Here is a 26,970-nt window from a genome sequence, read left to right as displayed (position 1 = left end):
ACTTTAATGCGGGGGAATTATTCAATTCCCTCCCCATTTTACCTTTAACGATGATACGGTTCCCCCCTGCTAATCCGAAACGCCCGATACACCTGCTCCAGCAGGATCAACCGCACCAACTGATGCGGAAACGTCATCTTGGAAAACGACAGCTGCGCATCGGCCCGCTTCAGCACCTCGGGCGACAGTCCGAGGGAGCCGCCGATCACGAATGCGATCTGGCTGCGTCCGTGCAGGGCCAGCCTGTCCAGCTCGGCGGAGAGCTTCTCCGAGGACCACATCTGGCCGTCGATGGCGAGCGCGATCACGTACTGGTCGGGTTTGAGCTGGGCGAGGATGCGCTCGCCCTCCCGGCGCTTCACCTGCTCCATCTCGCTCGGGCTCAGCTCTTCCGGCGCTTTTTCGTCGGCCACCTCCACCACCTGCAGCTTGCAGTAGGCGGAGAGGCGCTTGCTGTATTCGTCGATCCCTTCACGCAGATATTTTTCTTTCAGTTTGCCCACGGCGACAATCGCGATCTGCACGTCCTACATTCCTTTCCCGCGCAGGAGCGCAATCTTGCCCTCGGCGCCGCACACCCGGCAGCGCTTGTCCAGCGTCTCGTCTTCCACGTCCTCGGCCCGATACGTGTCCGGCGCCGCCTCAAATTGATCCACGTACTCATCGATCTCCTGGTCGACGTGCTCCATGCAGGCAAACCGCACCGGGTGTTCCGGGTGCAGCTCCACCTCTTTTCCAGCGATGCGGATTGTTTGTGCGGTTGGCTGCTCGTTCGTGTTTCTGGTCTTCTGCTCCATGTGTTCTGCTCCTTTTTCTTTCTCGTTACCCGTCCTTATTCTACCCAAGTTCCAGGAAAGGTCAAATGACGCTGCCCCCGTTCCGAGAAAGCGCCCCGCCATTTCCCGGGAAGGAGGCGGGCCGACCGGATCGCCAGGCGGTGGGTGTCGTCCGGAAATACGCCCGCCTTCCCTACAGAATCGGCGACAGCAGCCGCGTTAGCGACTCTTTCAGCCGCACGACGATCGGCCGCTGCTCGTACGCCTCCATGGTCACTTCCGTACAGTCGGCCAAGTCCTGCCGAAAGATCTGCTCCAGATGGGTGGCCAGATCCGTATCGAACAGAAAGGCATTCGTCTCAAAATTGATCTTGAAGCTGCGGATGTCCAGGTTGGCGCTGCCAACCGAGGCGATTTCGCCGTCGACGACCATCGTCTTGGCGTGCAGGAAGCCCTTGTCGTACCGGAAGCAGCGGACGCCGCTTTTCAACAGCTCGCCGATGTACGATTGCGACGCCCAGTAGACCAGTTTGTGGTCGGCGCGGCCGGGGATCATGACCCGGACGTCGACGCCGGACATGGCCGCCATCTTCAGGGCCGTCAGCAGGCTGTCGTCCGGGATCAGGTAGGGCGTCTGCACAAAGATGCGCTTTTTTGCCTTGTAGATCATTTTCAGATAGCCGTGCTTGATCTGCTGCTTCTCCGAATTGGGGCCGCTGGACACGATCTGGACGCCCACGCTGCCGGCCGCGACCGGCTCGGGGAAGTACCGCAGCAGCTCCTCCATTCGCCGGGTGGCGGACAGGTTCCAATCGAGGAAAAAGCGGGCCTGCAGCATGGGAACGGCGCTGCCGGTCAGCTTCAGATGGGTGTCCCGCCAGTAGCCGAGCCGTTTGTGCAGTCCCAGATACTCGTTGCCGACGTTGAATCCGCCGATGAAGCCGGTCCTGCCGTCGATGACGGCGATCTTCCGGTGGTTGCGGAAGTTGACCCAGATGTTCACGTAGGGAATCCGCGACGGAAAGAACGCGGCCACCTGTCCGCCCGCCTTCACCAGCGGGCGGAAGAAGCGGGTGGACAGGTGGGACGAGCCGATCGCGTCGTACAGCAATCGGACCTCCACCCCCTGCCGCGCCTTGTCGGCCAGGGCCCGGATGAGCCGTCCGCCCAGGTCGTCATCGCGAAGGATGTAGGTCGTGATATGGATATGGTCACGCGCTTCGTCGATACTCTGAAACAGCGCGTCAAATAGGCTGCAGCCTTCGGTATACACCTCGACCGTGTTGTCCTGGGTAAGCAGCGCGGCGTCGCTGGCCACATTCATCAGGATCATGTCCCGATGATCGCGCATGGCCGGATCGCGAAAGCACAGCGTTCCGTTTTCAAGCTGCCGCATCTGCTGCTCCACCGCCTCCTGAAACCGGGAAAACTCGCCTTCGCGCAGCCTGTACAGCTTCCGCCTCGTCAATTTCTGTCCGAACAGCAGATAAAACACGAATCCCACGCCGGGCAAAAACAGCAGCACCATCAGCCACGCCCAGGTGGCGGCAATGTTGCGCCTCTCCATAAAAATGAGAATGGCCGCCAGCAGCAGGTTGGCAATCGTCAAGAGGGAAACGATTTGTTGAAACAGTTCCATATCCCATCCGTCCCTGTTGGCGCGGCGGTCCCGTCTGCGGCGCAGGGACCGGGCACAGGTGTCTCCTTCTCGATTCATGTTTCTTTCATTGTACACGATGTGCGGCACTGCATGCACATGGTCACGAGGAGGCAGGCCTCGGGCGGCGAACACGCAAAAAAGGGGTGCCGATTCAGTTCGACACCCGTTTAGAGGAGGAAGCGCAGTTGGTTCAAAGAGACAGCCGCGTTGGCAGCCCGGTTGGGACCGCGTCACCGCTGCGGCGGATTGGTCAGAGTGGCGGTAGTTGTCTTCTGGAAGCCATCCCGGTAGTAGGTGATTTCGATCTTGTCACCCGGCTTCTTGTTCAGGGTCAGGTATTTGCGCAGTTGAGCGGCGTTGTTGATTTCCTTGCCGTCCAGCTTGACGATGACGTCGTACATACGCAGACCCGCTTGGCCGGCCGGGGAGAATTTCGGCACCTCGTCGCGAATGACGACGCCCGCTTTCACGCTGTCCGGCAGATTCAGCGTCTCTTTCCAGTGATAACGGGGAACGTTGGTCAAATCGTAAGGAATAATGCCCAGATACGGTCGTTTCAACTGGCCGTACTGCATCAGTTGGCCGACAATCGCCTTCACGTCGTTGATCGGGATGGCAAAGCCCAGCCCCTCAACGCCTTCCTTGGAAATCTTCAGCGTATTGATCCCGATTACCTGTCCGTAGATGTTGACCAGCGCGCCGCCGCTGTTCCCCGGGTTGATCGCCGCGTCCGTCTGCAGGACGTCCAGCTCCCAGTCATCCTGCCCGTCTTGATCCACGTCAATCGGCATGGAGCGCTGCAGCGAACTGATAATGCCCTGCGTAACGGTGCGGGAGAACTCCATGCCAAGCGGGTTGCCGATGGCGATCGCCGGTTCGCCCACTTTCAGCGTGCTCGAGTCGCCCAACTCCGCCACCTTCGTCACCTTGGAGCCGTCGATCTCCAGCACGGCCAGGTCGGTAAACGGATCGTACCCCATCACTTTGGCGTCCACCTTGTCCCCGGACGGCAGGACGACCTCCACTTTTTCGGCACCGTCAATCACGTGGTTGTTGGTGATGATGTGCGCTTTGCCGTTTTTCTTTTCAAAGATAACCCCGGACCCTTCACCGCGCGTCACCGACTCCTGGTTGAACCAGTTGACTACCCGGCGGATGTTGATCACGCCGACGACCGCGTCTTCCACTTTTTCCACGGCTTCCACCGTCGCGGTATTGACTTCGACGGAGATCGGCTGGGCAAACAGTTTGGCGGCCGGATTGGTCATGGCATTGGCCGTGCCCGGTTCCACCATGGAGATGTATCCCGATTTGGAGAGGGTCGGCAGCATCAAGAGGACGACCATCCCGCCGATCACGGCCGAGGTGATCGACGTCATGATCAAGCGTCCGACACCCGGCTGCTTGCGCTTTTTCTGCTCCACATGCGCCATATCATCGTAAAAACCCATGGTTCTCGCTCTCCTTTCTCTACTTACCTAGCTTAGCGGCTTTTTTGCCTACGTATACATACGATTGCGACACTTTCAGTATACGACGTGTTTTCGGCAAAATCGCGTGAGAAATATGGAAAGGTTGTGGAAGAGCACCAGCAAACCGGCATAAACCGCAAGCGGCGCGGATATGCTGGAGGTAAGGCTTTCCGCGAAGGATTCGCAGAGATGCGAGAAAGGATTGATAGGCATGAAAGACGTAAAGGTCATCGCCAAGCTGGCCGACCTGCAGGAAGTGGGATACCAGAACGCGCTGCTGCTGCACGCGCTGGTGGAACTGCTGGAGGCCAGGGGTTTGCTGACGAAGGACGAGCTGATCGGCAGCATGCACGAGCTGGACGCCGAGCTGCACCACCGCATCCAACAGATTGCCGGGCTCTCCCCTGCTCCCTATGAACCTCCTGTCACACCGCTCAAGCCGCGTTCCTGACCATGCGTATCTACAGCACTTCCAATCGGGTCGGCCGGTCGGGGTAGGTCTCCCGCAGATGGACGTCGTCGCCCACTTTCAGTCCCCGCTCTTCCAAGAGGCTTTTCACCGTGAGACGCGCCAGATCGATCATGTTGTTTTCCTTGCTCAGGTGGGCGAGGTAGACGCGCTCCGCACGGCCGCTCAAAAAATCGCCCAGCGCCTCGCCGGCCGCTTCGTTGGAGAGATGGCCCACGTCGCTCAGAATCCGCTGCTTGATGCTCCACGGGTACTGCGACATGCGCAGCATCTCCACATCGTGGTTCGCTTCAAAAATGTAGGCGTCCGCGTCGCGAATCGTTTGCTTGATCCGGTCGCTGACATAGCCCAAGTCGGTGGCGACGCTCAGTTTTTTCCTGCCGTGGTAAAAGCAAAACCCCATCGGCTCGGCGGCGTCGTGGGAAATGCCGAACGACTCGATCCCCAAATCCTCCAGTTCCTTCTTTTCGCCCACCTCAAAGAAGCGCTTCTGTTCTTCCCTGATGGTGCCGATCTGTTTGTCCAGCTCGGCCCACGTCTTTTGGTTGGCATAAATGGGCAGATTGTAGCGGCGGGCCATCACGCCGATTCCTTTGATATGGTCCACATGCTCGTGGGTAACCAGAATGGCGTCCAGCTCCCCCGGATTGACCCCGATCTCCCGCAGGGCCGCCTCCGCCTGTTTTCCGGTAATGCCCACATCGATCAACACGGAAACACGGTCGGTCGCCACGTAGATGGCGTTGCCCGTGCTGCCGCTTGCCAGAACACTAAATCTCACCGCATATCCCTCTTCCTTCACACGTCACGTTGCAAAAAACTGTCCGGTCTGAAACACGTCGGCGATGGTCACGACACCGTCTGGAAGTCCTTATCGCCCGGTCGCCGCCGCCGGTTGGACTGTCTTCCTCATGAGGTCGCCGACTCGCGTTCCGGGCGAGCCTCACAATTTCGACTGTCTTCCTCGTGCGGACGCCGACTCGCATTCCGGGCGGGCCTCACAGTTTGGACTGTCCTCCTCGTGCGGTCGCCGACCCGCGTTCCGGGCGGGCCTCACGGTCAGTTTGGACGGCCCTCACGGTTTGGATGTCACCAGCGGCCGTTCCAGCGCGCCGGTGAACGCGTTGACAAAATGCTGCTTGCCGTCGTGGATGACGCGCCACACCGGGGCCAGCACCTGGACGTCCGCATCGTACGAGCCGTAGTATCCGAGACGGACACTCTCGATCCGCTCGCCCGGCTGAATGATCCGCTTGTCCACCAGCGAGCGAATGGCCGTGTACGGCGAAATGACCTGCCGGGACGCCCCCTGGCTGCGAAGGTGCAGGTAGGTTTGCCGGTATCCGAGGACCGCGCCGTCCTCCAGGTAGATTTCCAGCGGGGCCACAAAGAGCGGCAGCTTCTTGTAGGTCTGCCAGTACAGCAGCCGTCCCTGGCTGGATTGATACAGATCGGCCGTGTATTGGTCGGCGTGCAGCATGCGCGGGCCGAGCTGGCGCAGCAGATCGCCCGGGGTGAACTGTCCGCGGATCGGAAGCGGCGGGTCCAGCCGGGCGGCCAGCGCCATTTTTTCCATCGTCACCCGAATCCCGGGTATCTCCTGCAGGGTGATCGCATTGATGCCGGCGTACTCCGCGTTGAGGTAGGTCATCGCCGGCGTCTCCTGCGGCACCTCCGCTTCCAGCGAGATGTTTTGCTGATTCAGATACATCTCGATGTCCCACCTGTCCGCCTGCACCGCCTCCGGGCTCTGCCAATGGCTGAACCGGGTCACGTACACCTGGTAGCCGAGAAACAGATCGAGGAAGAGAAAGGCCCAGATCAAAATGGTCTTGGCTCTACTCCAATCCATGTGCCTGTCCTCCTCCCCGCTGCACCAGGGCGGGAATGTACAGATTGGCCCGATTGGCGATCTCCACGACCCAGACTGGCGTCAGTTCGACGTACTCGGGGGTCGTTCGGGTCTCGTACGCCAGGTACGCGTTGGTAATCTGTTCGGTATCCGCCAACTGTTTGTCGCGGATATACTGGTACAGCTCCGGTCCAGACATCACGATCCACTCGTGGTTGTCGATGTAGCGGTCCAGATCCAACAGCGAACGATCCATCGTCACCACCTGCCCCGCCTCCGAGGTGATACGGATCACGTCGATCGGATAACCGTCCTGGCTGACCAGCGGATAGGCGCCGACGTACTGCCGGAACGTGATCACGTCTTTTTCGTTGTAGCTCCTTTTGATTGTCTCGAAGTGAAAGTCGCCTGTCCACCCCACGTGTTTGTTGATAAACGAGACCGCCCCTTTGACCTTTTCCTCGTCCGTCAGTTCCTGCCCGCCCGGTTGAAAGGCAGGGTCGGTAAAGGTGATCGCCTGCTGTTCGGAGCGCAGCAGGATCGAGCGGCTGCCGTCGGTAAAAATCAGCGTTTTGTCCCGCTCCATGATTTGTCGGACCAGCGTCCGGTCGAGGAAGTAGGCGTCAATCAACTGGTCGTTGGTCAGCGTATGGTAGCTGTAGCGAAACGCCTGCATCCTCGTCTGGTTTTTGGGCAGATAGTACATGTCTCCGAGAGCATATCGCTGCTCCACCGTGGGCATGCTCCGCGGCGGCCCGACCACTTTCAGGATCTGTTCCGGCATGGCGTTGCCGGTCGGCAGGTAAGACTGGCGCAAATCCTTGGGACTGATCGACGTGCGCGCCCGCATCACCCGCTCTTCTTCCGTGGAAATGAACAGGGCGTACACGACGTCTTCCTCTTCCTCGTAATACAGCCACAAACGGTCGATGCTTTTCAGCCTGGCTTCGTTCTCATCGCGGATCGTCACCAAACGGCCCACGACAGACATGGGGACGCTGCTGCGAAAGCGAATCTCCACCCCCTGCTTTTCCCGGGCAATTGCCTCCCATTTGTCCGTGGTGAGCGGATACGGAGCGAAGTCGAGGAAGATCCACTTGGGCATTTCCACCTGAACGATGACGCGATACTGCCCGTCCGTCGCGTTCGCCTTCGTGTGCCGGTTCTGCCCGTAGTGGAAAATGACCGACTCCGGCGTCACCAGCTCTTCCAATTGTTTTTCCTGCACCGGCTTTGACTCCTTGTACTGGGCCGGCTCGATGAATTGAAACTTGGGCTGATTGCTCCACAACAGCGCGGTCAGACAAAAGCTGGTCAGCACCAGGAGGTTGAGCAGCACGGTTTTGGCGGGTTCCTTCCACTGCTTCATCCCGCCTTCCCCCCTTTGGCAAACGGCACCCAGAACGTCACCGTGGTTCCTTGGTTCAACTCGCTGGCAATCTCAATCTCGGCTCCATGCGCCTGCACCAGTTCGCGGGCGATGGCGAGGCCGAGGCCGGTTCCGCCCTGTCCGCGCGAACGCGCCTTGTCGACGCGGTAAAATCGCTCGAAAATCCGCTTCAAATCCCGGCTGGGAATGCCGATGCCGGTGTCGGCGATCGAGATGTACACCCGTTTTTGATGCCGGTTGGCGTGCGCCCGCAGCACCACCGAGCCGCCCGCGGGTGTATACTTGATCGCATTGGACAGCAGGTTGTCCAGCACCTGATTGATCGCGTCCTTGTCGATGTGGACGTCGGGCAGCGTTTCCTGGATGTCCAGGCTGAGCTGCACCCCCTGCTGCTCGCCGAACAGGGAAAAGCGGTCCGCCGCGTAGCGCAGCAGTTGGTTGGCATTCACGTCCTTGCAGTGCAGGCGGACGCCCTGCGAATCAAAGCGGGAAAGCTGAAGCAAATCGTTGACGAGCCGGATCATCCGCTCCGTCTCCGACATCGTGACCCGCAAGAAGCGGTTGGACAGCTCCGGCTCCTCGACCGCTCCGTCCAGCAGCGCTTCCACGTAGCTTTTGATCGTGGTCAGCGGCGTGCGCAGCTCGTGCGACACGTTGGCCACAAACTCCCGGCGCTGCTGCTCCAGCCGCTGCTGCTCGGTCACGTCCTGCAGCACGGCGATGATGCCGCCCTTTTTGCCGCTGTCATGCTGCAGCGGGGTAAACGTCACGCGCAGAATCAGCACATCCCGGTTGGGCAGCATCATCTCGATAAACAGCGGCTCTTCCTGGGCGTACAGCGGCATCTCCTCCTCCGGCGGCAGCCGCAGAAGGTCGTGCAGGGTAGACCCTTTTTGCACGCACTCGTTCATCGTCACCTGCAGCATCTCTTCCGCCGATCGGTTTAGCAGGATGATCTGGCCATCCCTGTTGGCCGCGATCACACCGTCGGACATGTTGCTGAGAATGCCGGCCAGCTTTTCGCGCTCTTCTTCCTGCTGCAGAATGGCCTCCTGCAGCCGCCGGGTCATGTGGTTAAAGGCCATGCCCAGCTGGCCGATTTCATCTTCACTGTACACACGTACGTTTCTGTTAAAATCTCCGTCCGCGACGGCTCGCGCCTGACGGGTCATCTCCTTGACCGGCGTGGTTATCGTCCGCGCCAGCACCACGCCCAGTCCGGCCGTCAAGAGCAGCGCGATCATCGTCCCCGAGGCGAGAATCCCGTTCATCTTGCGAATCGTCATGTACGTGCCTTCCATGGAAGCGACCATGTACACGGCCCCGTAGACGATGTTGTCTCCCTTGACCGGCAGCACCAGCACCTTTACCCGGTCTCCGGTCCGCGGGTCGATCCGCATCGACTCGCTGCGCGTTCCCAGGAGGGCGATCGTCACTTCCGGCTGGGACGTGCGCTGGCCGATGATGCGCTTGTCTTCCGTCGTGCTGATCACCGTGCCGTTGGAGTCGATGACCTGGACGTTGGCCCCGTTCAGCTTCACCAGGTTGTTGATCAGGTTGTCGATGCCCTGCCTGACCTCATCGGCACTCTGTTCCTTGGCGTCGCGCGGGCGCAGGTACCCCTCCAGATGGGTGGCCAGCAGGCTGGCCTGGGCGTTCAGCGTCTCCGAGAAGTTGTTGAGGTAGTAGCTTTCCACTTCCCGCGCAAAATAGGCACCGATAAACTGCATGGCCATCAAGATCAAGAGCATGTAGATGACGACCACTTTCCACTGGACCGTGGTAAACAGCCGGAGCGGTCTCATCCGGCCGTTCCTCCCAGACCCGGATTGCGCATGGTGTACCCCAGACCGCGGCGCGTAATGATGTACTTCGGCTGGCTGGGATCGTCCTCAATTTTTTCGCGCAGCCGGCGAATCGTCACGTCGACGGTGCGCACATCGCCAAAGTAGTCGAATCCCCATACCGACTGCAGCAGGTGCTCCCTCGTCAAGACCTGTCCCTGATGGCGAGCCAGGTATGCGAGCAGTTCAAACTCGCGATGCGTCAGGTCCAGCGGCTCTCCCGCCTTCTCCACCGTGTACGAATTCAGGTCGATCTCCAGCTCGTGCACGCGGATCTGGCGGATGTCCTGCTCCTCGTTTTTCGGTTTCTGCCGGCGCAGATGGGCCTTGACGCGGGCGACCAGTTCCCGCGCGCTGAACGGCTTGGTCACGTAATCGTCCGCCCCCAGCTCCAATCCCAACACCTTGTCCAGCTCCGAATCTTTGGCCGTGAGCATGATAATCGGCACGTCGCAAGTCTGCCGCACCACCCTGCAGACGTCCATCCCGTCCCGGCCGGGGAGCATCACATCCAAAAGGATCAGGTCCGGCTTTTCGTTCTGCACCTGAAGCAGCGCTTCTTCGCCGTCATAGGCGCAGACCACCTGATAGCCTTCTTTTTCAAATGTAAACTTCAAAATATCGGCAATTGGCTTTTCATCGTCCACAACCAGGAGTTTTGCCATTCCGCTCCCCCCTTCTGTCTATTGGATTCCACTCGACCCCGGTTTTTTCCTCCACAAGCCCGCCTTGTAATACTTGTCATCCCCCTGCACGGACGCCTCTCGCGCAACAAGAAAAGGGCTCCTCCGTTTTCGGAGGAACGCCCTTTTTTTCGATGAATGTGCTAATTCAGGAAACGAAGCGGGTTCTGGACTCGTCCATTTTTTATCACCTCGAAATGGAGGTGAACCCCGGTGGAATCTCCGGTAGAGCCCATGACGCCGATCGGTGCGCCCTGTTCCACCACTTGGCCGACCTTTACATTGATGGAACGCAAGTGGCCGTAGCGGGTCTTCATCCCGTTTCCGTGGTCGATCAAAATGGATTTCCCGTAATCGCCATCCCATCCGGCGAACACGACACGGCCGTTGTCGGCCGCCCGGACCGTACCGGAACCGGCGATGTCGATGCCTTTGTGCAGTTTGCCCCAGCGCATGCCAAAGCCGCTGCTGATATAGCCTCTGGCCGGCCAGGCGAAACGGCCTGTCCCACGGGACGGAATCACCTTGGTGCCCCGTTCCACAATTTTGGCCACAGGCTGGACCAGCACCTGCTGGTTGAGCACCCTGCGGTCAACCACCTGTCCATTCTCCTTGACCACCTGGTAGCTGACCAGCTTGCTGCCGTCGCGTCCTTCCTGGACGACTCTGGTTTCCCCTTTGGGCAGCTTGTCGTTGTTTTTGATCTGCGTGGTGTACGGAATCGCCTCTTTTTGCGAGACCTCCTCCTTCACCTGGACCGTGACCAGGGGCCGGATGGCCGTCACGTTGATCTTTTGCCCCAACTGGAGCACGGTGTCTTCCGTAATCCCCGGGTTGTTGGCGTAAATGTCCTTGGAGGTGATGCCGTACTTCTGCGCGATGCAGCCGATGCAATCGCCCTGCACCACGGTATGGGTGACGGTTTTCAACGTGCCTCTGGACAGCAGTTCTTCCAGCTTGTCCACCGGCAGCACCTGCGCCGCCGCGACCGAGTCGCTTTCCAGCTTCACGTCTTCCTTGAACGTCACTTCCTTGACCTTTTCAGGCATCGCCGGCGGCATGGACGCGGCCGCCACCATCGCTTGTTTTCCTCTCACGGCGGGGATGCCGGAGAACTTTTCCTTCACCTTGGCCAGCGCTTCTTCGGCCGAACGGCGATCGGCGGCGTAGCCGATCACTTTGCCGTCGACGACCAGCTTGACGGCTTCCACCTTGATGCCGGCAAGATCCGACAGCTTTTCAATCGCGGCGGCATTGTCGTATGTGCCCTTGTAAACCTTCTCTTCCGTAAACGTTATGTAGTTGGAAAGCGTCAGGTTCAGGCCGTGCTTGTCCTTTTCCTCCGCCAGCTTTGCCTTGATCCAGTTGTTCACCACGTCCGGACTGTTCACCACGCCGATTTCCTGTCCGTTTACAAACACGTGATAGATCGGGATGACGTTGCTCGTATAGTAACTGTAGGCTGATACTCCAATTGTCGTTGTCAGTAGCAATCCTGCCGCTATGGATAGGGTTTGCTTTTTATGGGTGCGGAGATACGCGTTCGTGCGTGCCGCCGCGCGCTTCGCCAGTTGGCTGCCGTTCTGGATGAAGCTGCTCATCCGCTTTTGCAGCCTGGCCTTCCATTCGGCCCATTGCATACCTTGTCCCTCCTGAAAACAGTACAGCTTTTCCAATTGCCGGTACTTGCTGAATATTTGAAAAATACCGTCCAGGTCAAAAAGCCTATTCTCTTGTTTCCAGTTGCCTGTCAAATTGCCTAAAGAAACCAACTATGTCGACTTTACCACAAAAATAACGACAACATCAAGTGTAAAATATTGTCGAATAAACGCTCCGACAAAAAGGCATCATATGGACACCAGAGCGGCAGTGCTCATGCAGAAATGTTGAGAGGAGCGGCACACGTGAAGGAACGCAACATTTTGGCCGGATTCAAGACCGAGGAAGCAGCTGTCCAGGCGGGCGACAAACTTCGCCAGGCCGGTTTCGACATCGTTCAGATCGACCGGATCGGTCAGTTTCCCGGCGATGGCGTGGAGAACATCCTCAACCCGATTACCGGAGAAATCCCCAGTCTGGCGAAGATGACCACAGCGGGCGATTTCCCCAGCGGCCGCGACGCCAGCATTCTGGCGGCGGCCAATCCGGATGCGAGCGGAATGGCCGACCGCGGCGACGACAATCTGGAAGCCAGCATCCTGCTCACCGCAGTCGTGCCGGAAGAACGAGGCGACGAAGCGACCGACATCATCCGCGCCTGCGGCGGCATGGTCTAGCCGCAAATCGCAAATGAAGCCACCTTCCCTCTCATCGGGGCAGGTGGCTGTATTTGGCATGTGCATCGGGACGTCACACCTCGACCATCGACGTGATGTCTTTCAGCGCCAGACGGCGAATCGTCGTTTTCCCCGCATCCCGCTGCTTGTATGTGGTGATGAAGCAGAGATACCCGTTGTCAAAATGAGTCATGGTTCCTTTGATGACGCAGCCGTTGAACATTTTCACCTGAACGTTCTTGCCCAGGAGTTTCATTGCCTTTTGATCGAATCCCATCATCGCGACCACCTCATTTTCTTTCCTTGGTATGCCTTACCATATGCCCAGACAAAGTCGTTTTGTGTCTGTCCGGCGGAAAAAAATTTGCTCCATGCTTATCCTCCGCAGGCATAAACGCAGCCGACAGGGGCAGGAAAATGTACGGGCCTTCTTTCCGCTCGGGATGGGACGGACGGACCAGGACGTTTGGCCAAACGGGCGGGAAACTCCCTCCTTCGCACTACGAAACCGGTCGTAGGAACATCGCAGGACATATAAAAAAAGCTGCCCGAAACGGCAGCTTTTTTGCGGAAAACCCGCCCGATACGCAAGGATTATCCGTAGATGCCGCGGACAACCACGGTCTGTTCGCGGTCCGGACCCACGGAGAAAATGGAGAGCGGAATGCCGGTGAGCTGGGTGATGCGCTCCACGTAGTGGCGGGCGTTCTCCGGCAGGTCGTTGAGACTGCGCACGCCGGTGATGTCTTCCTTCCACCCCGGCAGCTCTTCGTAAACCGGTTTGCATTTGGCCAGCATGTTCAGATTGGCCGGGAACGACTCGATGATTTGCCCGTTGTACTCGTACGCCGTGCAGATGCGCAGGGTGTCGATGCCGGTGAGCGTATCCAGCTTGGTCACGGCCAGGCCGGTGATCCCGCTGACGCGGCGGGCATGGCGGACCACCACGCTGTCAAACCAGCCGACGCGGCGCGGACGTCCGGTCGTCGTGCCGTACTCGTACCCCACTTCGCGAATGTGGTCGCCGGTGGCGTCGGTCAGTTCGGTCAGGAACGGGCCGTCACCGACGCGGGTGGTGTAGGCTTTGGCGACGCCGATCACCTGGTTGATCTTGGTCGGACCGACGCCGGAACCGATCGTGACCCCGCCGGCAATCGGGTTGGAGGAGGTGACGTACGGATAGGTGCCTTGATCGATGTCCAGGAGTACCCCCTGCGCTCCTTCAAACAGAACGCGGTTGCCGCGGTCAATCGCGTCGTTCAGCACCACCGACGTGTCGGTGACGTACGGGCGGATGATCTCCGCATACCCCAGGTATTCTTCCAGCACTTCTTTCAGGTCAAAGCCGCTGGTGTTGTACATTTTCTCCAGCAGGCGGTTCTTCTCGGCCAAATTGCGTTCCAGCTTGCGCGCGAATTCGTCCTTGTCCAGGAGATCGGCGATGCGGATGCCGATCCGCGCCGCTTTGTCCATGTACGCCGGGCCGATCCCCTTGCGCGTGGTGCCGATCTTGTTCTGGCCGCGGCTGTCTTCTTCCACGCTGTCCAGCTTGATGTGGTACGGCATGATGACGTGCGCGCGGTCGCTGATTTTCAGGTTTTTCGTGGAGAAACCGAAGCCGTGCAGGTATTCCAGCTCCGCCACCAGCGCCTTCGGATCGATCACCATCCCGTTGCCGATGACGCAGATTTTGTCTTTATAGAAAATCCCGGAAGGAATCAGATGCAGCTTATACTTGTTTCCGTCAAAAATAATCGTGTGCCCCGCATTGTTACCCCCCTGGTAACGGGCCACTACCTCTGCGCTTTCCGCCAGATAGTCCGTAATCTTCCCTTTTCCTTCATCGCCCCATTGGGTTCCGACGACAACGACCGTTGACATCGAAAAACACCTCCTGCTCTCATCATATCCTTATTGGGCCTGAAACACTCTAAGTGTACTAAACCATTTCATACCTGTCAACGAAAATACGAACGTTAGGAGTTTGGGTAGATTCTACGTTCGGTATTTTTATCTTATTCAGAAAAACCGCCGCTGATCCCCCATTTGCCGCCGGCGTCCGGATGCAGCAAAAAAGCCGGACGGTCGTCCGGCCTTGCGCCTGCCTGTGCCGCCTTCGCTGCCCGCGGTCCGATGCTCAACCCGCCATGTCGCGGAAGCGGTTGTCCAGGCTGACAAACTTGTTGTATTCCTTTAAAAACGCCAGCTCCACGGTTCCGGTCGGGCCGTTCCGCTGCTTGGCGATAATGACTTCGATCACGTTTTTGTTCTCGGTTTCCTTGTCGTAGTAGTCGTCCCGGTACAGGAACGCCACGATATCCGCGTCCTGCTCGATGGAGCCGGATTCGCGAATGTCCGACATCATCGGCCGCTTGTCCTGGCGCTGCTCCACGGAGCGGCTCAACTGGGAGAGCGCGATGATCGGCACGTTCAGCTCGCGGGCGATCCCTTTCAGCGTACGGGAGATTTCCGAAACCTCCTGCTGCCGGTTTTCTCCGCGCCCGCGTCCCTGAATGAGCTGCAGATAGTCGATCAGGATCAGCCCCAATCCCTTTTCCGCCTGCAGCCGCCGGCATTTGGCCCGTATGTCCTGCACCGTAATCCCCGGCGTATCGTCGATGTAGATGGGGGCTTTGGCCAGCGTCCCGATCGCCATCGTCAGCTTCTGCCAATCGTCCTCTTCCAGCCAACCCGTCCGCATCCGGGACGCATCCAGGTTGCCTTCCGCGCAGATCATCCGCTGTACGAGCTGCGACGCCGCCATCTCCAGCGAAAAGATCGCCACGGTCTCTCCCGCCCGGGCCGCCACGTTTTGCGCCACGTTCAGCGCAAACGCGGTTTTCCCCACGGACGGACGGGCGGCCAGGATGATCAGGTCGCTGCGCTGAAAGCCGGAGGTCATTTTGTCCAGGTCCGGGTAACCGGACGGAATGCCGGTCACGTCGCCCCGTCTCTGGCTGAGAAACTCGATCCGCTCGTAGGTTTCCAACAGCACGTCGCGAATCGGCGTAAAGCCCCCGCTGTTGCGGTTCTGGGCAATTTCCAGGATGTATCTCTCGGCGTCCGCGAGAATCTGCGTGACGTCGTCTTCGCGCGAATAACCGTCATTGGCAATTTTCGTCGCCGTGCGAATCAGCCGGCGCAGCAGCGACTTTTCCTCGACGATGCGGGCGTAGTACTCGATGTTGGCCGCCGTCGGCACGGATCTGGCGATTTCCGTCAGATAGGTGACGCCGCCCACTTCGTCCAGCAGCTTGTGGTCCTGCAGTTCCGCCGTCACCGTGACGAGGTCGACCGGTTCCCCTCTTTCGTAGAGGTCCTGCATCGTTTTAAAAATCCGCTGATGCGCCGTCTTGTAGAAATCTTCCGGTCGAAGAATCTCGATGGCCGTGATGAGAGCTTCCTTGGATAAGAACACGGCCCCCAGAACAGACTGCTCGGCTTCGTTGTTTTGCGGCGGCACACGGTCCAAAAACAGGTCGCTCACGTCACACCCCTCGCTTGCCTAGCTTATTCTTCCACCACGTGCACTTTGAGCGTTGCCGTCACTTCGTTGTGCAGCTTGACCTTGATCTGGGTCACGCCCAGCGAACGAATCGCATCCATTTCCAGTTTGCGCTTGTCTACCTTTATGTTGAACTGCTCTTCCAAGGCCTGCGCCACCTGTTTGCTCGAAATGGCGCCGAACAGGCGGCCGCCTTCTCCCGCTTTTCCCGCTACCTTCACGGTCAGTTCGTTCAGCTTTTGTGCCAGTTCCTGGGCTTCCTGCTTCTCCTGCTCCTTGCGTTTCGCCTCGCTGCGCTTCTGCGCCTCCAGCGTCTTCAGGTTGGCTTCCGTGGCTTCCTTGACCAGTCCGCGCGGCAGCAGGAAGTTGCGCACATAGCCTTCGGACAGGTCTTTCACTTCGCCTTTTTTGCCTTGTCCTTTCACATCTTGCAGAAAAATGACTTTCATCGTCGTTTCCCCCTTTTCATCGAAAACTGGTCGAGGGCAGAGCGCAAAACAGCTTCCTCCCCGCCTAGACGACCGCATCGATCGCTTCTTTCAAGCGCTTGACCGCCTCTTGCAGGGAAATGCCCTCGATCTGGGTGGCCGCGCCGTTCAAGTGGCCGCCGCCGCCCAACTGCTCCATGATGGATTGGACGTTGATGTCCCCCAGGGAACGGGCGCTGATCAGCACGGTGTCGTCGGCGCGTCTGGCGACGACAAACGAAGCGGCAATCCCGGACAGCGTCAGCAGCTGCTCCGCCGCCTGGGCCACCTGCACCTGCGTAAAGTCCTCGTTCGGATCGCCCACGGCAATCGCCATGTTGTCGCGGTACGTCTCCGTGTTCATGATGACGCGGGCCCGCTTTACGTACTGCTGCAGGTCTTCTTTCAGCAGGCGCTGCACCGCCGCCGTGTCCGCCCCGTTGCGGCGCAAAAACGACGCCGCCTCGAAGGTACGCGAACCGGTGCGGAACGCGAAGCTCTTGGTATCCACCACGATCCCGGCCAGCAGGGCCGTCGCGATCAGGCTGTCGATGTTTAACCGTTCGCTCTGGTACTGCAGCAGCTCCGTCACCAGCTCCGACGTGGAGGAGGCGTACGGTTCCAGGTACAGGAGCACCGGCTCGATGAACTCCTCGGAGCGGCGGTGGTGGTCGATCACCACGATCCGGCTGGTTTCCTGCAGAAGCTGCGGCTCGATGACCAGCGACGGCCGGTGCGTGTCGACGACGACGAGCAGCGTCCGGCCGGTGACGAGACGAATCGCCTGCTCCGGCGTGATGAACGATTCGGCCAGCTCCGGATGGGCGTAGATCTCCTTCATCAGCCGATCCACGGAGGAGTTGCCCTCGTCCATGACGATGTAGGCGTCTTTGTTGTGGACCTGCACCGCCTTCAGCACCCCGAGCGACGCGCCGATCGAGTCCATGTCCGGCTGCTTGTGGCCCATGACGATGACATGCTCCGCCTCGTGGATCAGATCGCGCAGCGCGTGGGCGATCACGCGGGCCCGTACGCGCGTGCGCTTCTCCACGGCGTTGGATTTGCCGCCGTAAAACGTCAATTTGTTCCCCACTTTGACCGCCGCCTGGTCGCCGCCCCGTCCCAACGCGATATCCAGGCTGGATTGGGCCATTTGTCCCAGTTCGATGTAAGTGTCGGCCGCCGCTCCCACCCCGATGCTGAGCGTCAGCGGAATCTTGTTGTCGGCCGTCATCTCCCGCACGACGTCCAAAATGTCAAAACGGCTTTCTTCCAATTTGTCCAGCGTCTCTCGCTCCATCAGTCCCAAAAACTTGTCGGCGGTGAGTCGACGCAGGTAAATGCCGTGCTTGTTGGCCCACTCTGTAATGACCCCGGACACGCTGGTGGATAAAAGGGTGCGGCTTTGTTCGTCCATGACCTGTCCCACTTCGTCCAGATTGTCCAGGTGGATGATGGCGAGCACGGCCTTTTCGCGATGGTAGCGAAGCGTCAGCTCTTTCATGTCGGTAATGTCCGTAAAGTAGAGCAGCCGCTCCTCGGGCCGGATCAGCACTTCATAGGTACGTTCGTTGTAGGTAAACTCCAGCCGCTTCTGCTCCGGTTTCCAGGTCAGATGCGGAAAAACGTCCTGGAGACTTTTGCCGATCATCATCTCGTCTCCCGACATCTGTGTCATGAACGGGTTTACCCACTCGATTACCTTCTCTTCGTTGTACAGCAATATGCCGATCGGCAGTTCCTGGATGACGCCGTCTCCCGCTTTTTTCACCCGGTGCGTCACCGTAGCCAGGTATAGGCGCAGATCCCGTTGAAAGCCTTTTTCCGCTTGCAGGGCATAAAGAACCAGGCCAATCAGACAGATGATCCCGATCGCCCCGTACATCCAGTGATGCAGCGTCAAAATCCCCAACAGCAACAAGCTAAAGCTGAGAGCCAGGACCATATGCAGCCCGTACCAACGCTTTAACAGGAATTTGGGCATTTCCTCAGCCCCTCTTCACTCTTGTTTCCAGTTTTTTGCGCAATTGAAGCCCCAGATCAAAAATGCCTAATAAACTAAGTATAGTAGTTAGGAAAGGAAAAATAAATAGAGAGACAACTAGCGCGGGAGCCAATCGCTTCCATCCGTACAGATGAATCGCAAACAGACAGAAAGCCAATCCCTGCAGGGCAAAGATGCCGTCCAGCATCACCTTTACGTTGAGAACGGCGCTTGACCAGAACGTTCCCTCCGGCTCCTGCCCGATCAAAAACAGGCCGATCAGGGCGGCGAAGTAGTAGTACAGCAGGGAGCGGGGAAAACTCCACTCGCGTACCGGCTTCAAGGCGGGCACGGGGTATCCCAGCCGCTTGCCGATCAGGCGCGCCAGCCCGTGCGTGATGCCGCTCTGCAGGTAGCTGAGCATGACCAGAAACGCCGGCATCACCATTCTGCCAAGCGCAACGGACTGTTCAAACTGCTCTTTGGTCATAAACGACGGCTTGTAGGCTGCCGCCTCCCGCATGACCGCCTGGAAGTCGACATGCAGGACAAACGCAGCGAGAGCCAAAAAGGAAACGTATCCGAGAAACACCACGCCGGCTCCAGCCGTAATCGCGGACAGCGCCGTCCCGCGTTTGGCGTACATCACGCCCATGGCGCCGCCCCACAGCCCGAACAGGAGCGCGATAAAGCCGGTCATCGGCCCGGTCAGCACTCCGCCCAACAAGGCAAAGCCCAACACGATCCAGATCATGTTCGGCACCGTTCGTCTCATGCCCAGCAGCACGAACGGCAGCGGAAGCAATAAACCGGTTGCGACGCCCAGCACCGTGTAGAGGCTGACGAACAGCAGAATCAGCGCGATGGCCAACAGCACGGCGTTTTCCGCCAGTTGTTTGGTTTTGGAAGGCATGGCGACACCTCTCTGAGAATCTGGCAATGACAAATAATATGGAAAAAAGAGGGCCACGCAATTGTGTCCCCCTTTTTGCTTGTGTCAATTATTCAGCCGTGTACGGCAGCAGTGCCACTTGACGGGCACGTTTGATCGCTACGGTCAGCATGCGCTGATACTTCGCAGAAGTGCCGGTTACGCGACGAGGCAGGATTTTGCCGCGCTCGCTGATAAACTTCTTCAGCAGATCGGTGTCTTTGTAGTCGATGTGCTTGATTTTGTTTACCTTGAAGTAGCACACTTTGCGACGCTTGTTCGGACGTCCTTTGCGCGCCATGAAAAGTCCCTCCTTTTGCAGGAAATGTGAAGTTCTACGATTGAACGCAACCCCAAATCAGAACGGCAAGTCGTCATCCGAAATGTTGATCGGCTTGCCGGCATCGGCAAAGGGATCTCCAAATGGATCAAAGTCGTCTCGCTGACCGCCGGCCGGTTTCCCGCCGCCAAAGCCGGGATCGTAACCTGCGCCTTCACCGCCGCGCCCGCCCAGGAACTGGACGTTTTCCGCCACAACTTCTGTCACGTACACCCTTTTTCCTTCCTTGTTGTCGTAGGATCGCGTCTGAATGCGTCCTTCGACAGCCGCTTGTCTGCCTTTGCGCAGATACGTGGCGCACAGATCGGCCAGCTTCTGCCAGGCGACAATGTTGATGAAGTCGGCTTCCCGCTCGCCCGCCTGATTGGGGCGCGGACGGTTCACCGCAAGGGTAAAGGTGGCAACAGCGACGCCGTTTGGCGTATAGCGCAGCTCCGGATCTTTCGTCAGGTTTCCGATGAGAATGACTTTATTCATCTTGGGTCCCCCTCTGCCCGCGACGACGATTACTTCTCTTCACGAACAAACAAGTAGCGAATCACGTCGTCGTTAATTTTCATGAGACGCTCTGCTTCCGCAACAGCATCGGAATTCGCTTTGAAGTTCATCAAAACGTAGTAACCCTCACGGAACTTTTTGATCTCATACGCAAGACGACGCTTGCCCATCTCTTGAAGATTGGTCACTTCGCCGCCGAAGTTGGTGACAACTTCCTGGTAACGAGCAACGTTGGCTTTTACTTTCTCCTCTTCAAGGTCTGGACGCAATACGTACATGACTTCGTATTGACGCATACCTTTTCACCTCCTTATGGACTTAAGCGGCCCTGTGCGGGCAAGGAGCGAGTGCAGATAGATACGCATGGGACATGCACTCCATAAATACTCGCATTTTCGTATTATAGCAAAACACCCCATGCGAGGCAAGGTTGCGTTCTAGACATTGAACCGGAAATGCATGACATCGCCGTCCTGAACGACGTACTCTTTCCCTTCCAGGCGGTACTTGCCCTTTTCCCGGGCGGCCGCCACGGAACCGGCTTCCACCAGGTCGTCGTAGGAGATCACCTCGGCGCGGATAAAACCGCGTTCAAAGTCGCTGTGGATCACTCCGGCCGCCTGAGGCGCCTTGGTGCCCTTGCGGATGGTCCATGCACGCACTTCCTGCACGCCGGCGGTGAAGTAGGTAATCAGCCCCAGCAGGTCGTAGGCGGCGCGAATCAGACGGTCGAGACCGGACTCCTTCAGGCCCAGCTCTTCCAGGAACATCTGCTTGTCTTCGCCTTCCAGCTCGGCGATCTCCGCCTCCACCTTGGCGCTGATCACGACCACCTGCGCCCCTTCCTCGGCCGCCTGCTTGCGCACCGCCTGCACGTGCGGATTGTTGTCGGCGTCGTGAATGCCGTCCTCCGCCACGTTGCACACGTACAGCACCGGCTTGATGGTCAGGAGATGCAGGTCGCGGATCAGTTTGCGTTCGTCCTCGTCCATCTCCACGCTGCGCGCCGGCTTGCCTTCTTCAAATGCCGCCTTCAGGCGTTCCAGCACGTCCAGCTCCTGCTTCGCCTCTTTGTCGCCCGCTTTCAGCTTGCGGCCGATCCGGTCGATGCGCCGTTCGACCGACTCCAGGTCGGCGAAGATCAGCTCCAGATTGATCGTCTCCATATCGCTCAGCGGATCGACGCGCCCCGCCACGTGCGTGATGTTTTCGTCCTCAAAGCAGCGCACCACGTGAGCGATCGCATCCACCTCGCGAATGTGACCCAGGAACTGGTTGCCCAATCCTTCGCCCTTGCTTGCCCCTTTGACCAGACCGGCAATGTCCACAAACTCAAATGCCGTCGGAACCACCTTGTTCGGCACGACGATCTCCGTCAGCTTGGTCAGGCGCGGGTCCGGCACCTCGACAATGCCCACGTTGGGGTCGATGGTACAGAACGGATAGTTGGCCGATTCGGCGCCCGCCTGCGTGATCGCGTTGAACAAAGTCGACTTGCCTACGTTGGGAAGGCCTACAATGCCACAAGATGCACCCATCTATATACACTCCTTGTTTTCATCCTCATATCCTTTTCAGTATATAGATTTGGCTGAAAGAATACAATTGTCTCCTTGTGGCAGCAGATTCCGGCTTGCGGGTGCGTCTGTGAGCGTCTTTTACGCCTCTTACGTTAGCATCCTGTGCTGGGACAAAAAAAGCTCCCTTTCCGCGTGAAAGGGAGCCAGCCGGTTCGATCTGCCGCGTTACTTCTCGTTCACCAGCTTTTCCAGCTCGTTGAGCGTCTCTTCGAAGATCTCCATCGCCTGTTCGATCGGCTTGGAGGTGGACATGTCCACGCCTGCCGCTTTCAGCACTTCAATCGGCGGCGCGGAGTTGCCCGCCTCGAGGAAGTTGGTGCGGATGCGGTCGACGGCCGGTTTGCCTTCGTCCAGCACCTGTTTGGCCAGCGCCTGGGAAGCGGCGAAGCTGGTGGAGTATTGATAGACGTAGTAGCGGTAGTTGAAGAAATGGGGGACGCGCGCCCATTCCATCGCGATTTCCTCGTCCGAGACCATATCCGTGCCGTAGTACTTCTTGTTGAGGTCCAAATAGATCTTCTTGATCGCTTCGGCGTTGAGCGATTCACCCGCCTGTTCCTTCTCGTGAATCACCCGCTCAAACTCGGCAAACTGGGTCTGTCTGAACAGCGTGGAGCGGAAGTTCTCCAGGTAGTGATTGAGCAGGTACATTTTCTCTTCCTTGGTCTTGGCCTTTTCGTACATGCTCTTGAACAGCAGCGTTTCGTTCATCGTGGAGGCCACTTCCGCCGTAAAGGTCGGATAGTTGGACGTGATGTACGGCTGCGTCTTGTTGGTGTAGTACGACTGCATCGCATGGCCCAGTTCGTGGGCAATCGTAAACACGTCGTCCAGCGTTCCCTGGTAGTTGAGCAGCACGTACGGATGCGTGTCGTACGCTCCCCACTGGTACGCCCCGCTGCGCTTGTCGTCGGTGGAGTAGACGTCCACCCAGCCGCTTTCCAGCCCCTCGGCCAGCACCTTCACGTAGTCGTCCCCCAGCGCCTGCAGGCCGTCGACGACCATTTTCTTGCCTTCCTCGTACGGTATGTACCTGTTGTCAGACGGCACGATCGGGACGTAAATGTCGTACATGTGCAGTTCCTTCACGCCGAGCATTTTCTTCTTGAGCGCGATGTAGCGGTGCAAAAGCGGCAGGTTTTTGTTAACGGTTTCGATCAGTTCGTCGTACACTTTCGTGGGAATGTTGTTGGGCGTCAGGCTGGCCTCCAGCGCGGAGCCGTACTTGCGCGCCTGGGCGTAGAAGTTGTCCGCTTTCACTTTGGCCGCCAGCGTCTGGGCAAAGGTGTCCTGGAAGTCTGTCAGCGCCTGATAGTATGCCTTGAAGGCATCCTTCCGCACCCGCGGGTCCTTGCTCTCCAGGTAGGAGACGAAGTTGGCCCGCGTCAACTGCACCTCGTTCCCCTTTTCGTCCTTGATTTTCGGGAATTTCACGTCCTTGGAGAGCATGCCGTAGATGTTGGTCGGCGAGTTGCCCAGCGGCGACGACTTGGCCAGCAGCTCCTCCATCTCTTTGGACAGCGAGTACGGTTTGGTGCGGATCATGTCCTCTAGCATCATTTTGTACGGCGCCAATTCCTTGGCTTCCAGGAAGCTCTTCATCTTGTTGTCCGGAATGGCGACGATCTCCGGCTGCATCCACGAGGTCTTCTCGGAGACCAGCGTGTTCATTTTTTCCGCCCGGTCCGCCAGTTTTTGCAGCTCGGAATTGGCCGAGTTGACGTCCAGGGACATGTTGGCGTAGACGTACGCCTTGTCGTTCAAGCGCATCAGCGCGCTGTAGTCGTCCAACGCCTGCAGCAGCGATTGTACCGACTGGCCCAGTTTGCCCTGATGCTTGGTAAACGCGTTCGCCAGCGCTTCCACCTTGGCGACGTCCTTCTCCCAGTCCTGAACGGTCGGGTAGATATCTTCCAGCTTCCATTTGTACGAGTCGGGAATGTCGGCGCGGGATTTGTAAACGGGCGCTTCCGCCGCAGCCGCCACCGCCGCCGTACTGTACGGGATAAACGGGGAAGATACGGTCGTCAACGCGATCGCCAGCGCCGCAAAAGATGCAAACGCTCGTTTTTTCACTCAGAATCGCCCCTTTTCTTTATGTTTTATCTTTGCTACATACTGTAATTATATCCCTCCCCCTTAATTCCTTCTTACTAATAAAAATATTTTAAATATTTAATCCTATTTATCCAAAGATTTACGCTGTTTGTGAATAAAATTGTGGATAACATTTGTCGAAAAGCGTGATTGTCCACATTTCTTACGGAAAATCCCGAAAAAACGACTTGGTTGTCCACATTTTTGTGGATAGTGCTGTGCATAACTTATTTTCCGTTCAACGTGACAAACGCCCATACCGCCTCCTCTCTTCCGACATAGCATAAGTAATGAATCCAGGGTAGGAGGTGTTAGCTAGTGGGTATCTTCAACGGCCGCTTCGAGGGTTTCGCGCTTGTGCTGGTTCTCTTCATCCTGCTTGTCATCGTTGGTTGTGACTGCGACTAACGTCCCCGCCGCCATCCAACCTTTTTAAAGGTGTACATCCTTTTGACACGAGCGTCTGCATATCCAGCCCCGGCATCGCTTCGGCAGCAGCTTCGCCGGAATGGCTCGACTGAATTTTCGAGAGGTCATCCACAAGATGTTTTGCGCAAGGCAAGACGGCACCCACCCGGTTCCCTTGCCTTTCGCCACCATTGACCAAAAGAAAGAGGATGCAGCCCGTGATGCGGCTGCATCCTCTTTCCATTGCGCTCGCTTGTCCGTTTTTGCGGTGTCCTTTGTCCGCGTTTCCGGTTACCCGGCATTCCGGCCGTTTACGGGCATTGTGGAAAACAACAGGCCGGGTCTTCCCAAACGGTTACGATTCCGGTTGGTCCTCTGCACGAACCAGCACTTTTTTCATTTTCCGCTCAAATTCAAGACGCGGGATCATTACGCTGTGGTCGCATCCGGTGCATTTGATGCGGATGTCCATGCCCATGCGGATTACTTTCCAGGCGTTGGTCCCACACGGATGGGGCTTTTTCATCTGCACGATGTCCCCCAGGGCAAACTGCTTTCGTTCCATGTGTCTCCCTCCTTCTCCTCGTCCCTCGTGTCAGGCTTGTCCTTTTGGCTGGATGGACACCATCCGCGGGTACGGGATCTCGATGCCGCGCGCGTCGAACTCTCTCTTGATCATCGCCCGCAGCTTGCGGTTCACGCCGTGATGGGTGTTCGGTTTGCACTCCGCCGTCACGCGCATGATCACTTCCGACGGTCCGAAGGCGTGAACGCCGAGCAATTGCGGTTCCGCGACGATATCCGGCATTTCTTCCTGCGCCTTTTTCAAAATCTCTTTCAAGACGCGCTCGACGTGGTCCAGATCCTCTTCATAGGCTACCGATACGTCCACAACTGCCAACGTGTTTTGCAGCGAAAAGTTGGTCACCTGATTGATGGTGCCATTGGGGAAAATGTGAACCTCTCCCGTCCAACTGCGAATCCGGGTGATCCGCAGGCCGATCTCCTGCACCGTACCCGTCATGTTGTTGATCGTGACCACGTCGCCCACGGCGAACTGATCCTCAAAAATGATGAAGAAGCCGGTGATCACGTCGCGCACCAGGCTTTGCGCGCCAAACCCGACCGCCAGCCCCAGCACCCCCGCGCTGACCAGAACGGGACGCAGGTCGACGCCCATTTGCTGCAGCACCAGCAACATGGCCAAAAAATAGATCGTGTACCGGGCCACGTTGTTCACCAGCACCCGCAGCGTGTCGACCCGCCGCTGCTCAATCTGCAGCTTGCTGCCCTGCCGATGCTGAAACACCCGGTTTACCGCCGCCTGGACGACCGATACCACGATGCGGGACAAGATGATAATCATCAGGATTTTCAGGGCGACCAATCCGATTCTGACCCATGTATCCGGATTTGTCAGATAAGCGCTCGCTTGCGCATACAATGTCTCAAACCATCGCTCCTGCTTGGCGATCTCCTCTGTCATGCAAACCGCTCCTTTCTGTTTCCGTGTTCGTCGATTTCGTGGTAGCAGTCGGAAAACAAGCGAAAGTAGCCGCGAATTTCCACATGCTGCCCTTCGATGATCTCTCTGGCTTGCCGGTAGTCAGCCAGCGGGAACTCAATGGACAGGGCGCAGCCGGCCGTGATTTCTTTCGGGGTCGGGCGGGTGTCAATGTCGATATCGGCATACTCCAGCAGCATCTCCGCCCGCAGCGCCTGCTGGGTGGAATCAAACGCGATCAGTACGGTCTCGCCTTCCACATCGATCCCCTCCCTCCACTTTTCTGTTCCCATTGTACCTGTTCAGGTACAACCGCGCCAGTTTCCCCGGTTGTAAAGAATTGCTTTTGCCGGGCATGTTTCCGGGCATGGAAATGGAACAGGACCCATCGCTCAGCCCGAAAAGCTGCCGCCGCAAGACCGTGAACCGCCGGCTGCGGACGGCTGGTATTCCCGGACGCTTCTCCTGTCGTTGTTTCACTTTCCGAAGCGTTCAAAACAGCCGCAACCTTTGCATTAGCTGGTATAAAAATGCCCGTCCGGTACTATACTGTGAATACTTTTGGTGTTATCCGTCCGAACGACGCGAGACTTGGGGGTAGCCATGAACCTGTTCGATAGCCAGCGCAAGGACAGCTCCTTGCCGCCGTTTACAGTCGAGTATCGAAATGAAAACGCTGCCGATCAGTTGGCTCAGCACCTGGCGCAGCGCTTTCTCCTGAAGCCGTACCACGACGAAATTGTCATCCTCTGCATCGGAACCGACCGTTCTACCGGTGACGCGCTTGGGCCGCTGGTCGGCAGCAAGCTGAAATCCCGCACGCACCACCTGCTGCACGTATACGGAACCCTGGAAGAGCCCGTGCACGCCATGAATCTCAGCGAAAAACTGGATGAAATTCGCCGGACCCATCCGCAGGCACTGCTCATCGCCATCGACGCCTGTCTCGGCCAGTTCAGCAATGTGGGCAATATCAATGTGGCGGACGGGCCCCTGAAGCCAGGCGCCGGCGTGAAAAAGGACCTGCCCTCGGTCGGCACCTTTCACATTACCGGCATTGTCAATGTGGGTGGTTTCATGGAGTATTTCGTCCTGCAAAACACGCGTCTCTACGTGGTCATGCGCATGGCGGACATCATCGCCTCCGCCCTGTTCCAGGCGGCCGTGCTTCACTCGGGCGATCCGCAGCGGCTGGGCACTGCTTCCCCCGAGTAACCCCTTGCCCACTCTG

28 protein-coding genes are annotated in these 26,970 nt (G+C 58.0%); 4 read left to right on the top strand and 24 right to left on the bottom strand.

The features are described 5' to 3' along the window. Positions 1-44: 44 nt before the first annotated feature. The 4 genes from rlmH to A6764_RS01685 form a co-directional block, all read right to left on the bottom strand. The gene (gene rlmH / locus A6764_RS01700) at positions 45-524 is read right to left on the bottom strand and encodes a 23S rRNA (pseudouridine(1915)-N(3))-methyltransferase RlmH (RefSeq protein ID WP_065067540.1); all 480 of its coding nucleotides are present in this window, start codon (positions 522-524) and stop codon (positions 45-47) included. A 3-nt stretch (positions 525-527) separates the two neighbouring features. Further along, positions 528-689, bottom strand: a complete 162-nt coding sequence (locus tag A6764_RS01695; protein WP_255309724.1) for a CxxH/CxxC protein — start codon at positions 687-689, stop codon at positions 528-530. A 280-nt stretch (positions 690-969) separates the two neighbouring features. Continuing rightward, entirely contained in the window at positions 970-2,415 is a 1,446-nt protein-coding gene (gene cls, locus A6764_RS01690) for a cardiolipin synthase (RefSeq protein ID WP_065067541.1), read from the bottom strand. A 251-nt stretch (positions 2,416-2,666) separates the two neighbouring features. After that, entirely contained in the window at positions 2,667-3,887 is a 1,221-nt protein-coding gene (locus A6764_RS01685) for a S1C family serine protease (protein WP_029100535.1), read from the bottom strand. A 232-nt stretch (positions 3,888-4,119) separates the two neighbouring features. Between A6764_RS01685 and A6764_RS01680 the strand changes: the two genes are divergently transcribed. Beyond that, positions 4,120-4,359 carry a hypothetical protein gene (locus A6764_RS01680; RefSeq protein WP_065067542.1) on the top strand — a complete coding sequence of 80 codons (240 nt, stop codon included), beginning with the start codon at positions 4,120-4,122 and terminating at the stop codon, positions 4,357-4,359. Between the two features lie 10 nt (positions 4,360-4,369). Here the strand turns inward: A6764_RS01680 and A6764_RS01675 are convergent, their stop codons facing one another. From A6764_RS01675 to A6764_RS01650, 6 genes are all read right to left on the bottom strand, one after another. Continuing rightward, on the bottom strand, positions 4,370-5,158 hold the full coding sequence (locus tag A6764_RS01675; protein ID WP_065067543.1) for an MBL fold metallo-hydrolase: 789 nt from the start codon (positions 5,156-5,158) through the stop codon (positions 4,370-4,372). 294 nt (positions 5,159-5,452) lie between these two features. Continuing rightward, positions 5,453-6,229 (bottom strand): two-component system regulatory protein YycI, encoded by a 777-nt coding sequence (locus A6764_RS01670; RefSeq protein ID WP_029100537.1) that lies wholly within the window; start codon positions 6,227-6,229, stop codon positions 5,453-5,455. After that, positions 6,216-7,598 (bottom strand): YycH family regulatory protein, encoded by a 1,383-nt coding sequence (locus A6764_RS01665; RefSeq protein WP_065067544.1) that lies wholly within the window; start codon positions 7,596-7,598, stop codon positions 6,216-6,218. The genes A6764_RS01670 and A6764_RS01665 overlap by 14 nt, the downstream gene beginning before the upstream one ends. Further along, complete coding sequence (gene walK, locus A6764_RS01660) at positions 7,595-9,424, bottom strand: cell wall metabolism sensor histidine kinase WalK (RefSeq protein WP_029100539.1); 1,830 nt, start codon at positions 9,422-9,424, stop codon at positions 7,595-7,597. The genes A6764_RS01665 and walK overlap by 4 nt, the downstream gene beginning before the upstream one ends. After that, a complete protein-coding gene (gene yycF / locus A6764_RS01655; RefSeq protein WP_029100540.1) occupies positions 9,421-10,128 on the bottom strand; it encodes a response regulator YycF in 708 nt (235 codons plus the stop codon). Before yycF ends, walK begins: the two co-directional genes overlap by 4 nt. A gap of 161 nt (positions 10,129-10,289) precedes the next feature. Continuing rightward, on the bottom strand, positions 10,290-11,786 hold the full coding sequence (locus A6764_RS01650; RefSeq protein WP_065067545.1) for a peptidoglycan DD-metalloendopeptidase family protein: 1,497 nt from the start codon (positions 11,784-11,786) through the stop codon (positions 10,290-10,292). 267 nt (positions 11,787-12,053) lie between these two features. Between A6764_RS01650 and A6764_RS01645 the strand changes: the two genes are divergently transcribed. Beyond that, positions 12,054-12,425, top strand: coding sequence for a hypothetical protein (locus A6764_RS01645; protein ID WP_029100542.1), 372 nt, complete (start codon positions 12,054-12,056; stop codon positions 12,423-12,425). Positions 12,426-12,498: 73 nt separating this feature from the next. On the opposite strand, the gene A6764_RS01640 is transcribed toward A6764_RS01645, so the two are convergent. The 11 genes from A6764_RS01640 to pepF all read right to left on the bottom strand — a co-directional run bounded on the left by A6764_RS01640 (position 12,499) and on the right by pepF (position 23,806). Next, the gene (locus A6764_RS01640; protein WP_029100543.1) at positions 12,499-12,702 is read right to left on the bottom strand and encodes a hypothetical protein; all 204 of its coding nucleotides are present in this window, start codon (positions 12,700-12,702) and stop codon (positions 12,499-12,501) included. 317 nt (positions 12,703-13,019) lie between these two features. Beyond that, positions 13,020-14,306, bottom strand: a complete 1,287-nt coding sequence (locus A6764_RS01635; RefSeq protein ID WP_029100544.1) for an adenylosuccinate synthase — start codon at positions 14,304-14,306, stop codon at positions 13,020-13,022. 256 nt (positions 14,307-14,562) lie between these two features. Further along, positions 14,563-15,912, bottom strand: coding sequence for a replicative DNA helicase (dnaB, locus tag A6764_RS01630; RefSeq protein ID WP_029100545.1), 1,350 nt, complete (start codon positions 15,910-15,912; stop codon positions 14,563-14,565). 23 nt (positions 15,913-15,935) lie between these two features. Then, positions 15,936-16,379 carry a 50S ribosomal protein L9 gene (gene rplI / locus A6764_RS01625; protein WP_029100546.1) on the bottom strand — a complete coding sequence of 148 codons (444 nt, stop codon included), beginning with the start codon at positions 16,377-16,379 and terminating at the stop codon, positions 15,936-15,938. Positions 16,380-16,443: 64 nt separating this feature from the next. Continuing rightward, positions 16,444-18,381, bottom strand: a complete 1,938-nt coding sequence (locus A6764_RS01620) for a DHH family phosphoesterase (protein WP_029100547.1) — start codon at positions 18,379-18,381, stop codon at positions 16,444-16,446. Between the two features lie 4 nt (positions 18,382-18,385). Next, complete coding sequence (locus A6764_RS01615; protein ID WP_035296454.1) at positions 18,386-19,294, bottom strand: DUF2232 domain-containing protein; 909 nt, start codon at positions 19,292-19,294, stop codon at positions 18,386-18,388. 88 nt (positions 19,295-19,382) lie between these two features. Beyond that, positions 19,383-19,613 carry a 30S ribosomal protein S18 gene (gene rpsR, locus A6764_RS01610; RefSeq protein ID WP_035290218.1) on the bottom strand — a complete coding sequence of 77 codons (231 nt, stop codon included), beginning with the start codon at positions 19,611-19,613 and terminating at the stop codon, positions 19,383-19,385. 57 nt (positions 19,614-19,670) lie between these two features. Beyond that, positions 19,671-20,129, bottom strand: coding sequence for a single-stranded DNA-binding protein (locus tag A6764_RS01605; RefSeq protein WP_029100550.1), 459 nt, complete (start codon positions 20,127-20,129; stop codon positions 19,671-19,673). A gap of 29 nt (positions 20,130-20,158) precedes the next feature. Then, positions 20,159-20,446 carry a 30S ribosomal protein S6 gene (gene rpsF, locus A6764_RS01600; protein ID WP_029100551.1) on the bottom strand — a complete coding sequence of 96 codons (288 nt, stop codon included), beginning with the start codon at positions 20,444-20,446 and terminating at the stop codon, positions 20,159-20,161. Positions 20,447-20,587: 141 nt separating this feature from the next. Further along, positions 20,588-21,688 (bottom strand): redox-regulated ATPase YchF, encoded by a 1,101-nt coding sequence (gene ychF, locus A6764_RS01595; protein ID WP_065067546.1) that lies wholly within the window; start codon positions 21,686-21,688, stop codon positions 20,588-20,590. Between the two features lie 207 nt (positions 21,689-21,895). Beyond that, entirely contained in the window at positions 21,896-23,806 is a 1,911-nt protein-coding gene (gene pepF, locus A6764_RS01590) for an oligoendopeptidase F (protein WP_029100553.1), read from the bottom strand. Between the two features lie 339 nt (positions 23,807-24,145). Between pepF and A6764_RS22305 the strand changes: the two genes are divergently transcribed. Then, complete coding sequence (locus tag A6764_RS22305; protein ID WP_035290222.1) at positions 24,146-24,235, top strand: YjcZ family sporulation protein; 90 nt, start codon at positions 24,146-24,148, stop codon at positions 24,233-24,235. A gap of 355 nt (positions 24,236-24,590) precedes the next feature. Here the strand turns inward: A6764_RS22305 and A6764_RS01585 are convergent, their stop codons facing one another. From A6764_RS01585 to A6764_RS01575, 3 genes are read right to left on the bottom strand one after another with little or no spacing between them, the layout of a single operon-like run. Beyond that, positions 24,591-24,800, bottom strand: coding sequence for a DUF951 domain-containing protein (locus A6764_RS01585; protein ID WP_029100554.1), 210 nt, complete (start codon positions 24,798-24,800; stop codon positions 24,591-24,593). Positions 24,801-24,830: 30 nt separating this feature from the next. Then, positions 24,831-25,721 carry a mechanosensitive ion channel family protein gene (locus A6764_RS01580; protein ID WP_029100555.1) on the bottom strand — a complete coding sequence of 297 codons (891 nt, stop codon included), beginning with the start codon at positions 25,719-25,721 and terminating at the stop codon, positions 24,831-24,833. Further along, positions 25,718-25,999 carry a putative Se/S carrier protein gene (locus A6764_RS01575; RefSeq protein WP_029100556.1) on the bottom strand — a complete coding sequence of 94 codons (282 nt, stop codon included), beginning with the start codon at positions 25,997-25,999 and terminating at the stop codon, positions 25,718-25,720. Before A6764_RS01575 ends, A6764_RS01580 begins: the two co-directional genes overlap by 4 nt. Positions 26,000-26,342: 343 nt before the next feature. On the opposite strand from A6764_RS01575, the gene yyaC reads away from it, so the two are divergent. Beyond that, positions 26,343-26,954, top strand: coding sequence for a spore protease YyaC (gene yyaC / locus A6764_RS01570; protein ID WP_035296459.1), 612 nt, complete (start codon positions 26,343-26,345; stop codon positions 26,952-26,954). The last annotated feature ends 16 nt before the right edge of the window (positions 26,955-26,970 follow it).

The organism is Brevibacillus sp. WF146 (assembly GCF_001673705.2).
In the GTDB taxonomy this organism is placed as follows: Bacteria; Bacillota; Bacilli; order Brevibacillales; family Brevibacillaceae; genus Brevibacillus; species Brevibacillus thermoruber.
This window is presented reverse-complemented; position numbering and strand designations above follow the sequence as displayed.